The 11,031-nt window shown below is 62.6% G+C and carries 9 protein-coding genes; 3 read left to right on the plus strand and 6 right to left on the minus strand.

The genetic code is table 11. The features are described 5' to 3' along the window. Positions 1-165: 165 nt before the first annotated feature. The 5 genes from JTF07_RS03430 to JTF07_RS20780 form a co-directional block, all read right to left on the minus strand. Positions 166-1,227 carry a hypothetical protein gene (locus JTF07_RS03430; RefSeq protein WP_204232902.1) on the minus strand — a complete coding sequence of 354 codons (1,062 nt, stop codon included), beginning with the start codon at positions 1,225-1,227 and terminating at the stop codon, positions 166-168. A gap of 324 nt (positions 1,228-1,551) precedes the next feature. After that, positions 1,552-2,427, minus strand: coding sequence for a 16S rRNA (cytidine(1402)-2'-O)-methyltransferase (rsmI, locus tag JTF07_RS03435; RefSeq protein ID WP_204233569.1), 876 nt, complete (start codon positions 2,425-2,427; stop codon positions 1,552-1,554). 170 nt (positions 2,428-2,597) lie between these two features. Next, positions 2,598-3,068: a DUF4190 domain-containing protein gene (locus tag JTF07_RS03440; protein WP_204232903.1), complete on the minus strand. Its 471-nt coding sequence runs from the start codon at positions 3,066-3,068 to the stop codon at positions 2,598-2,600. Between the two features lie 88 nt (positions 3,069-3,156). Then, on the minus strand, positions 3,157-3,642 hold the full coding sequence (locus tag JTF07_RS03445; RefSeq protein ID WP_204232904.1) for a DUF4190 domain-containing protein: 486 nt from the start codon (positions 3,640-3,642) through the stop codon (positions 3,157-3,159). Between the two features lie 228 nt (positions 3,643-3,870). Beyond that, on the minus strand, positions 3,871-4,518 hold the full coding sequence (locus JTF07_RS20780; protein WP_204232905.1) for a DUF4190 domain-containing protein: 648 nt from the start codon (positions 4,516-4,518) through the stop codon (positions 3,871-3,873). A gap of 175 nt (positions 4,519-4,693) precedes the next feature. Here JTF07_RS20780 and JTF07_RS03455 point away from each other — a divergent pair, with 175 nt between their 5' ends. From JTF07_RS03455 to JTF07_RS03465, 3 genes are all read left to right on the plus strand, one after another. Continuing rightward, complete coding sequence (locus tag JTF07_RS03455) at positions 4,694-6,649, plus strand: dolichyl-phosphate-mannose--protein mannosyltransferase (protein ID WP_213018579.1); 1,956 nt, start codon at positions 4,694-4,696, stop codon at positions 6,647-6,649. A 131-nt stretch (positions 6,650-6,780) separates the two neighbouring features. Beyond that, positions 6,781-8,160 carry a cytidylyltransferase domain-containing protein gene (locus JTF07_RS03460; RefSeq protein WP_502710954.1) on the plus strand — a complete coding sequence of 460 codons (1,380 nt, stop codon included), beginning with the start codon at positions 6,781-6,783 and terminating at the stop codon, positions 8,158-8,160. After that, positions 8,157-9,044, plus strand: coding sequence for an N-acetylneuraminate synthase family protein (locus JTF07_RS03465; RefSeq protein ID WP_204232906.1), 888 nt, complete (start codon positions 8,157-8,159; stop codon positions 9,042-9,044). Before JTF07_RS03460 ends, JTF07_RS03465 begins: the two co-directional genes overlap by 4 nt. A gap of 205 nt (positions 9,045-9,249) precedes the next feature. Here the strand turns inward: JTF07_RS03465 and JTF07_RS03470 are convergent, their stop codons facing one another. Continuing rightward, a complete protein-coding gene (locus JTF07_RS03470) occupies positions 9,250-10,980 on the minus strand; it encodes a polysaccharide pyruvyl transferase family protein (protein ID WP_204232907.1) in 1,731 nt (576 codons plus the stop codon). Positions 10,981-11,031 lie beyond the last annotated feature (51 nt).

Here is an 11,031-nt window from a genome sequence, read left to right on the forward strand (position 1 = left end):
GCAACCGCGGGGTGGTGCGTAGCCGCGGGGTGGCGCGCAGCCGCGGGGTGGGCGGAGTAGGTGCCGTTCTCCAGTCGAAGTCAGGTTGAGTTGGTTGCAACCAGCTCAACCTGACTTCGACTGGCGAGTCCCACATCCGACGCCTCTCCTGCACCTGCAACGACCTCAGATAGCCGTCTTCTTCTGACAACTCTTCTTCAGCTGCGGTGCTTGGGCAAACAGCTTCCGTGAAAAGGTCGCCACGTCGAGGACCTCGTTGAACTTGAAACGGATCACTGTGTATCCCATGGACAGCAGACGGTTGTGCTGGTGGCTCTCCTTATTCATCCGGTCGAATCCGGCAGCGACGTATTTCTGGGTCCCGTCCACATACAGTGCGACCTTGGCAGCTTTGAATAGGAAGTCCAGTCGAGTCAAGGTTCGGTACCCCTCCTTGACGTCGAACTGTTGAATGAAATCGTGTAGCCCCAGCAGGTGCAGATTCAACGACGCACGACTCTCCGCGTAGCTTTCTGACAGCGGCGAGACCAACCCGCACAGAGTCAGTGCGCGCTTCCGCCCGACGGCCATTCGAGCTCTCGCCGGACCGAACAGCTCGGAGACATTCTCGGGCAAGTGGTCCATGAGGTCTGGCGGGTAACCTCTTCGAAAGGCTGCTTCTTCGTCGTCGCCGAGCATCGACGCGCGGAGCACTTGCTCCATAGCAGCAAATCCCCCTGCGGGACCGAGGACACCAATGAGATCGAGTGCAGTTCTGGCCCGGTTCGTCACAGCAACCCCGTCCAGGATCTCCACGTCCCCACCTATGATCCGACGTTGACGGCGAACGAGTTCACCGCTTCTCGAACCGGCCCGCGGATTGATCACAGATATCGGTTGAGAGTCGATCCCGAACATCCCGAGTTGATGAAGTCGCGCAGCCGATACGCCCCAGACCACATCACCATCTCGATACGACGGATAGGTGAGGACCCGTAGGCGATCGAGGTGTTCGAGGTATTTGGGTCTCTGCGAGCGCTCCAGGTACGTGCCCTCTTCGTGATAACGAATCCACTCGTCATTCTCTGCGAAGATCAAGAAGACGCTGTGGGCAGGAACGCCACACCGCCGGACCACCGAGTACACTCCTCGGCATAATTTGAGCAGACAGCAGCCCAGTGACGAACGGATGAGCGTCGTCGTCGCACCTGCGGCTCTGAGATCACGAAAATAGACAACGTTGTACATCACGTCATGGTCAGCTGACGGAACCCACATTCACCAGACCGAAAACGAGCCCTGTGGACGAACTGCATTCGTCCACAGGACACTTACGCCGAGGTCTTTCGTTCCTTCACAGGGCTCCGCACGTAAGTGGCTGATCCCCACCTGAGCAGCTGCACGAACAGTCTGCTAGCTCGACCGCACTGTTTCCAGAGAGACGCGCCAGGATCTCCACAGTCGAAGTCAGATTGAGCTGCTTGCAACCAACTCAATCTGACTTCGACCGTGGAACACGGTGCTCGGATCTATCCACACCCTCGTACGCGCAACTCGGAGGGTCCTCGGGTCTCACTCCCGGTGCAGCCAGGCCTCGTAGATCTCACGTTTGGACAGCCCGAACTGCTTCGCGACCTGCCCCGCGGCATCCTTCGCGCGCACTCCTGACCCCACGAGTTCACCGACAGCCTCGAGGTGATCCTCCGGGGCAGTCTCGACCGCGGTTGCTCCTGCGAGTACGAGGGTCAATTCCCCGCGCAGTCCGTCGGCTGCAAGTTCACGCAGCGAGGACACAGTGCCGCGCAGTGTCTCCTCGTAGGTCTTCGTCAGTTCGCGGCTGATGCTCATCGGTCGATCAGGCCCGATGACCGTGAGAAAGTCACCCATCGTGTCGGCGATACGGTGGGGGCTTTCGAAGAACACCATGGTCCGCTTCTCACCGCGCAGCTCCTCGAGGAGGTTCTTGCGTGCCCCCGATTTGCGCGGCAGGAAGCCTTCGAAGCTGAATCGGTCGCTGGGCAGCCCGGACACTGCCAGCGCCATGAGCACGGCAGAGGGTCCGGGGGTGGAAGTAATCGGAAGTCCGGCCTCCGCGCATGCCTTGACGACACGGTACCCGGGATCGGAAACGGCCGGCATACCCGCGTCGCTGAGCAGGACGACGGTCTGGCCGGAGCGGATGAGTTCGACCAGCTCGGGCGCACGAGACTGTTCGTTGTGGTCGAAGACGCTGATGACACGTTTGGTGTGCGTGAGTTCCAGACGCTGCGTCAGCGACAGAAAACGGCGAGTGTCCTCGGCTGCGATGACATCGGCGCCGGCGATGGCGCGTTGCATGCGCTCACTCGCATCGCCGAGGTTGCCGATAGGAGTCCCGACCAGGACGAGTTTGCCGCCGGCTGAGGCTGAGGCAGGGTGGGAACCCGTTGGGTCGAAGTCATCGGTCACCTCGTCCTGCACAACCGGGGATGAGTCCGCATCCTCGGCGATGTGGTCCTCGGCGATGTGGTCCTCGGCGAGGTGATCGTCGGGGATGTGATCGTCGGGGATGTGATCGTCGGGGATGTGATCGTCGGCGGCGTGGTCATCAGTGGCATCGGCGTCCGGTCTTCCGGACGTCAACCGGCCGCCCCCGCACCGACCATGGCGACTCCGAAGACAAGAACCATGATTCCGACGTAGCCGACCCAGAACAGCACCCACAATGCGGTGCCGACGTAGCCGACCCACAGAGCGGCCACGGCCATACCGTCTCCGCGTTCACCTGACTGCCGAATCTGCTTCCGGGCGATATGGCCCATGATGATTCCGGCGATGCCCGCGAGGAAGATGCTGCTCATCACTCCGAAGATCGAGGCGACGAGGGCAATGATCGCCAGAGTGTTCGTGGGAGGAAGCGGCTGATAGGCGTAGGCCGCCCCTGGTGCCCCACCGGTGTATTGGGCGTTCTGGCCATATGCGGCGTTGGGGTTATAGCTTGCAGCGCCGTAGTTGGCATTCGCATTGTTGTAGCCGCTGCCCGTTGCGGGGCCTGACTGCGGCTGCTGGTAGTACATGTCTGGATTGTTCCAGTTGTTCTGACTGCTCATGGCGCGATCTCCTTGCGTATGCCTACAACGGTACCGAGTCGTTCTCCCGGACAAAAGGTGAGGTTGTTACAGATGCGTCTCAGTTCAGTCAGTAGCTCGCTTCTTCAGCGGCAACGCCCGCCATGATCGCCAGCACCATGACACCGATGTAGAGGCCCCAGAAGATCAGCCAGAATCCAGCACCGAGGTAACCTACCCAGAGTGCGGTCAGCGCCATCGCGTCTCCACGTTCGCCTCGCTGACGTATCTGTCTGCGAGCGATGTGGCCCATGACGATCCCGGCGAGGCCCGCGGGGACAAAGGATGTCATGGTCCCTGCAAGTGACAGCACCATGGCGATGATCGCCACCGTGTTGGTCGGCGCGATCGGTTGGTAGATGTAGGTGATGGGGCCCGCGAACCCTGGGTTGGGTCCGAACCCTGGGTCGGGTCCGAACCCTGGGCTGGGTCCGAACCCTGGTTTGGTTCCGTATGCGACCGACTGTGAGTAGGCGGAATAACCTGGGTAGCCACCGTGTGCCGAATGACTCGAAGCTGCTTTGCTGCCGCTGGCGGACAGTTGCCGAGTGTGCATATCTGGTTCGCTCCTGTTGCTGTGGCTGTTCACGGGATGATCCCTGTGGAAGGGATGCTCCCCTTGCGTCTGACGACAACGCTATCGAGCCGCACAGTTCCGACGAGGGCGAACCTGTTGCAATCCTGCACCACCGGTGTCAGGGCAGAAAATGGATCCTCATGAGCTGCGCCTCCAGAAGTCGGCTCCACAGCACTTGGTTCTCCCGACGAGGATCCTGACGATCCCTCAGTAGCCCATCCCGGCAGCGAGGACTCCAAGACCCAGAACGCCGACGAAGATGACGATCATCAGCAGAGCGAAGCCGATGCCGATGTAACCCATGACCAGCCCTGCGGTGGCCTGGCCTCGTCCGTCTTCGCCGGTTCTCTTGATCTGGCCGCGAGACACATGACCGAAGATGACCGCGAGGATCGGGGCGATCCACAGGAACATCGCCACGATTGAGAACAATATGCCGATGACAGGGACCAAGGAGAGGATGCTGCAGACCAAACCGCCGCCGAGCCCGATGATGCCCATCCACATCGCCCAGCCCGACAGAGTGTTCACTGCCGGCCGCACCATCATCGGTGCTCCGTAGGTCATCGGCTGGCTGTATCCCGTCGGCTGACTGTAGCCGTAGGCGTCCGGCTGGCTGTAGCCATACGTGCCCGGCTGGATGTAGACCGCTGGGCCGGACTGGGTCTGCTGATACGGGTTCGGGTTCGAATACGGGTTCGCGTTCGGGTTCGAGTACTGGCCCTGGTCCTGATACTGGCCCGAGCCGTGCCCTGACTGCGGCTGGGACGCGCCGTACCCATTGTTGAGCTGTTGGGATCCGACCTGTGGTGGATCGCTCGGGCGATAGTTCGGGTTGTATGACACGCTCTTCACCGTTTCATTCGTTTGCCGCCTGTTGGGGACTACCTTAGTCGTGTCAAGGGCCCGAAGGACAATACGCCGACGTCCCCCAACCCGCCGCTCGTGCTGATCTCCCGCCGCACATGAACGACTCACCCTGAGGACCAGATGGGAAGAAGCGTCTCCCCGGACCTTAAACTTGACGATAATGACTCAACCCGAAGATCCCCAGGCGCCGAGGTGGTCCACCGACCCCGCGGATGAGTCCACCGACCCCACACACTCCCACACCGACTCCCCCTCATCCGCAACGACTTCAGTCACCGACTCCCCCTCGTCTGCAGCGGCTTCGGCTGCCACCAAGCTCATCGCCCGGGAACGTCGTGCTGACCGGCGCGAATCGATCCGCGCCAATGCAGCTGCAATCCGCAGGCGCACCTTCAGCGCCGGAATGTGGGCGACGCGCGCGCCGATCTGGATGTGGCCGGCCCTGCTCATCATCACAGCTATCGGTGGTGTACTCCGGCTCTTCAACCTCGACTTCCCCCACCGTCTGATCTTCGACGAAACCTATTACGTCAAGGACGCCTACTCCGTCTTCAAGTTCGGCTACGAACGCTCCTGGCCGGAAAATGCCGATGAATCCTTCAACGCCGGTGACCCGAGCGTCATCGAGTCCACTCCTGAATATGTCGTCCACCCGCCGTTGGGCAAATGGATCATCGGTGCCGGCATCCACCTCTTCGGCGCCGACGATTCCTTCGGCTGGCGGTTCTCCGTCGCCATCGTCGGCACCCTGACGATCTTCCTCATGGGCTTCATCGCGTGGAAGCTCTTCCGCTCCGCGTTCTTCGCCTGCGTGGCCGCTGGCCTGCTCTCGATCGATGGTGAGCACTTCGTGCATTCGCGCACGAGCCTGCTCGACATCATCCTCATGGCCTTCGTCCTCCTTGCCTTCGCCTTCATCGTTATCGACCGAGAGTTCGTCACGATGCGCTTGGCCCGTTTCACAGCGTCGGTCGCTCCCCCGGCAGACTCGTCAAAAGAGCAGGCATCAGACCCAGCATCAGACCAGGCATCAGACCAGGCATCAGAGCGATCTCGCGACCGTCACCCATCGCGAAGCAAGGATCTCATCAATTTCGGGCCCCGCCTCGGCGTGCGTCCCTGGCTCATCGCCGCAGGCATCAGCCTGGGTCTGGCGATGGGAGTGAAATGGTCGGGCCTCTATGCCGTTGCCGCATTCGGGATCCTCGTCGTCGCCTGGGACGTGCATTCGCGCCACCGCGCCGGAACCGTCCACCCCTGGCTGGGCATGCTCATCCGCGACAGCATTCCTGCGTTCATCAAACTCGTGCCCGTGGCGCTGCTGACCTATATCGTCACCTGGTCCGGGTGGATCCGATCCGATGACGCTTGGGACCGGCAGTGGGCGTTCGAGAACGGCGGCTGGTGGAGCGCGCTGCCGGACTGGCTGCTGTGGCTTCCATCTCTGGCCCACTACCACTACACGGCGTATTCGTTCCATGTCGGTCTCGACTCGGAACACCCCTATATGTCGAACCCCTGGGGGTGGATCGTCCAGTGGCGGCCGACCTCCTTCTACTACGAATCCCCTGACCAGGGCAGCATGGGCTGCGCCGTCGAGCATTGTTCTGCGGCGATCACCTCGCTCGGCAATCCGGTCATCTGGGGCCTGGCGCCCATCGCCATCCTCGTCGCGCTGGTCGCGTGGATCATCCGCCGAGATGTTCGCGCCGGAGTCATCCTGGCCGGACTCGCCGCGACGTGGCTGCCCTGGTTCGCCTACCAGGAACGCACCATCTTCACCTTCTACACGATCGTCATGGTGCCCTTCGTCGTCCTCGCGTTCACCTACTGCCTGACGCTGCTGTGGGGCCGAGTCCCCACCGCTGCGACTGCCGCCCCGACTCCGGCAGGTAGCACTGCAGGCTTCTTCGACTCCGCGCCCAAACCGCGGGGTCCCGTCTTCGCCGGTCGCGGCACGCGAATCCCCTGGTCCCTGTTCGGCCGTCGGATGGCCGTGGGCCTCATCCTTGTGGCCGCAATTATGGCATTCGCCTACTTCTGGCCGATCTACACCGGCGAAGTCATTCCCTTCGACGCCTGGAACAACCGCATGTGGAACGTCACCTGGCGCTGACGGCTCGGTTCCGACTCGGGTGACAAACCCGGCCCCACGGCACCTCGACACACACCCGCCACGAAGGCGTCGCCTCGGCGACATTGATCGTTCACCTGGGGGCCACATGCCGTCGTTAGCGTCGAATCATTGTGAACTACCAATCGACTCTGACTCCCCCAGCGCCCACCGATCGCGTGGCCACAGCGCCCGCTGACAACGAAAGCGCAGCACGGCAGCATCGGGCCGTGGCGATCATTCCCGCCCGGGGCGGCTCCAAGGGAATTCCGCTGAAGAACCTGCAGAAGGTCGCCGGGGTCTCGCTTCTGGCGCGCGCGATCAACGCAGCCAACTCAACACAGAGCATCGACCGCGTGGTCGTCTCGACCGATCATGAGGGAATCGCCGCAGAAGCGATTCGCGCCGGCGCCGAGGTGTGCCACCGTCCCGCTGACATCGCCGGTGACACCGCGACCAGCGAATCGGCCCTGATCTACACGCTGGCCAACCTCGGCGAGGAATTCGACACCACCGTGTTCATGCAGTGCACCTCTCCGTTCATCGACTCTGCCTCGATCGACAACGCGGTCGCCGCCGTGCGCGACGGGGAAGCCGACGTCGTGTTCTCCGCCGTCGAGGACCACTCGTTCCTGTGGCGCCTCGATGACGGCAGATCCGCAGTCGCCGTCGGTCACGAAGCCAGCTTCCGGCCCCGCCGCCAGGACCGTGCCAAGCACTACAACGAGACCGGCGCGTTCTACGTCATGCGCACCGACGGCCTGCTTGAGCACGAGCACCGCTTCTTCGGCCGCGTCACGATCGAAGAGGTCCCACCCGAGCACGCCCGCGAAATCGACGACATGTCCGACCTCTCACTGGTCCGCGCGATCGCCTCCACGCAGGAGACCGCGCAGGTCATCGACGTCGACGCCCTCGTCACCGACTTCGACGGAGTCCACACCGACGACGGTGCCTATGTCGACGAGGACGGCAACGAACAGGTCCGCGTCCATCGCGGCGACGGCATGGGAGTCTCACGCCTCGTCAGATCAGGACTGCCTGTCATGATCCTGTCGAAGGAACGCAACCCAGTCGTCACCCGCAGGGCGGAAAAACTTCACGTAGACGTAACCCAGGGCGTCGACAATAAATCGAAGGTCCTGCAGTCGTGGATCGATGAACAGGGCCTCGACGCAACCCGAGTGGCCTACGTCGGAAACGACATCAACGACCTCGAAGCCTTCGACGTCGTCGGCTGGCCCATCGCAGTCGCGGACGCCCACCCCAAGGTGCTCGCAGCGGCTCGAGTGGTCCTCGATCGGCCGGGCGGAAAGGGAGCTGTCCGCGAAGTCTGCGACCTCATCCCCGTGCCTGACCAGGCAACGCAGCAGCTGCCGACGCGGGGCCTGACATCCGTTCTGGACTCCGACTCACACCACACCAATGCTCACCGACCATCCATCCAGCAGCAACAGCCGTTGCTCACGAATCACGCAGCAAGTTTGCGTACCAATCGAAAGCAGGTTTCATGACTGATCAACTCGCCCCCGTGGCCTTCGGAGATCACCTCGTCGGCCCGAATCAGCCCGTGTACATGATCGGCGAAATCGGCATCAACCACAACGGCGACGTCGAGATCGCGAAGCAGCTCATGGATGTCGCCGTCACCGCCGGTGCCCAGGCCGTGAAGTTCCAGAAGCGCAATCCCGATGTGGCTGTGCCCGAACACCAGAAGTCGAAGATGCGCTCGACCCCTTGGGGCGAGATGACCTACCTCGACTACAAGTGGCGCGTCGAGTTCGGCCAGGAAGAGTATGCCGAGATCGACCGCTACGCCAAGGAAGTCGGTCTGCAGTGGTTCGCCTCCCCCTGGGACACTGACTCCGTGGACTTCCTCGAAAACGAGTTCGACGCTCTGACCTACAAGGTCGCCTCCGCTTCGCTGACTGACTTCGAACTCCTCCGTGCGATCGCCGCCACCGGCAAGCCGGTCCTGTGCTCCTCGGGCATGTCCGACTGGGCCACACTTGATGCAGCCGTCGAGGTCTTCAACCGCGACAAGCTGGTGCTCATGCACGCCACCTCGACCTACCCGCTGCCTCCCGAAGAGGTCAACCTCAAGGCCATCCCCGCCATGCGTGAGCGTTACGGTGTGCCTGTGGGCTACTCCGGCCACGAGCTGGGCCTCGAGATCTCCTTCGCCGCCGCAGCACTGGGCGCCGTGACCATCGAACGCCACATCACCATGGACTCCTCGATGTGGGGCTCGGACCAGTCCGCATCAATGGAACCACGCGAGTTCACCTCGCTCGTCAAGGGCGTGCGCGTCCTCGAAACCGCCTTCGGTGACGGCGAGAAGCGCGTCATGCCGGGCGAAGAATCGAAGATCGATTCGCTGCGCAAGGTCAGCGTCTGATCTGACCTGATCCTCGGTTGATCTGATCGCGGTCTGACCTGATCAGCTGACAACGGCCCCATCACCTCGCCGAGGTGGTGGGGCCGTTGTCGTGTTCGCTCGTGTGCATCGAGCTCCTGGTGAATGTGCGTAGCGAGTTCTTTGTCGATGGGAGTGCAGGCCCGGGCGATGATCGCCGGCTCCGTCTTCTGAGGCGCGCCGTTCTTCAGCGTTTGAACGCGCGCTTGATTCTCCGTGCTCGCCACGCCAGCCCATGCGCCGTCTTGTCGATGAGGACCTTCGCTTCGGCGGTAGCTGTACGGTCATTGACCGACCTGAGCTGAGCATCGGACTTCTCGAGCTGCGACCGCAGTCCGGCGGCATCGTCGGCGTGCCGGTTCATCTCCGCAGTCTGAGTGTCGAGTTTCGTGGTCTGGGCATCAAGCTCCGCAGACTGTCGCTCGAGCAGAGTCTCCTTGTGCTTGAGTTGTGCACAGAGCTTCTCACGTTCCGCCTCGAGTGCCCTGCGCTGCGTGGCGGCATCGTCGAGTTTCAGTTTGTGCTCTCGACGGGTCTTCGAGAGTTCTCGCGTCTGAGCGGTGCTGAACTCCTCAGCCTCGGCGACTGCCGCGAGGTGGAACTCCTCGGCTCGGATGTCGGAGTCCGTCCGAGGATCCACGTCTGAGCCCGGGCCCGACGCGGGACGGAGTGCATCGCGGATATCGGCATGATTGACTGCAGTGGTGTCGAAGAGCTTCTGCCGCGTCGATGCGAGGTCGTCTTGCAGGTCATTGCCCTGCGCGTAGGCATGCTCGATCGTATCGACGATCCGTTGGGCCAACGCGTGGACCCGCCGCGTCGCGTCGCCACCGGGACCGTCAGTCCCGGCATCGTCGCCGCTGACAGTGCCGCCGCTGACGCCGGTGCCATCACTGTCTGCGCCCGCACTTTCCGCTGTCATTCCTTCCGGCCCCACCGGCACGACGAATTCCGGGTGCCCGATGTCGTGTGCGAAGTAGCCCAGCTTGGCGTGCAGGTCGAGGGAGATCGGGATCGAGCCGACTCCGAAGGGGATCATCTGCGCGTGCCCGCGACCGCCCAGCACATAGGGGATTGTGGAGAACAGATCGAAGCCGGCGAAGAACCCGACGTCGGAGCCATATAGCCTGACCTCCTCGACTTCGGGCACCTCGGCAACCAACTTCCTCGACACTTCGGCGTCATCGGGGTGGAAGGGAACGCTGAGGATGGTCCACTCCTTGGCCACAAGCATGCGGGCTGCTTCGATCGTGGCTTGGTGGATCACCTCGGCGTCATAGCCGGCAGCCTGCTGGCGCGGATGAACGAGCATCTGGATCGCCAGGACCTTCTGGCTCGGATCGGGGCGTCGGCCAAGCAGAGGTTCGTAGAGCAGACCCGCAATGGACGTCGGGCAGGGTTGGAAGCGGATCCGATCCCCACCGTCGCCCAGGAACCGCGTCATCGACTCGATGCTGCCGGTGTTGCGCAGACCGAAGAACACGGACTGATCGAGGACCTGACTGACATGGGAATGCATCAGCTCGTCGAACTCGGGCTGGCCGGGGAACCGGTTGTCGCCGAGCGCATAGACGATCAACGGCACCTCGATGGCGGCGAGCGCCTCGGCGGAGATCTTCCACTGCCAGCCCGAGAGCCGATTCGGGTTCGTGTCTTGGAGGAACAGCCCGCCACCGCCGATGACAACAGCATCGGCCGATGAATTGATCCGCTCGACCAGGGCCATGTCCACCTCGCGTCGCAGGGCCGCCGCCGAGGTGAAGTCCACCTGACCGACCGACTGCTCCGGGGAATCTGAGCCGGCCGACCCACCAGTGCCCATCACCCGGAAAGCGTCTCTGACCACGGGGAACAGGGCCTTGTCGCCATAGTTTCCCCAGGTCGGGATGTCGAAGTGGAACAGCTTCAAGTCCGGCATCACATCAGGCTATGGGTGGTCGTCAACGTGATCGTGGGCGGCAAGCGAACG

Origin of the sequence: Brevibacterium sp. RIT 803 (assembly GCF_016892625.1) — a bacterium.
Lineage (GTDB): Bacteria > Actinomycetota > Actinomycetes > Actinomycetales > Brevibacteriaceae > Brevibacterium.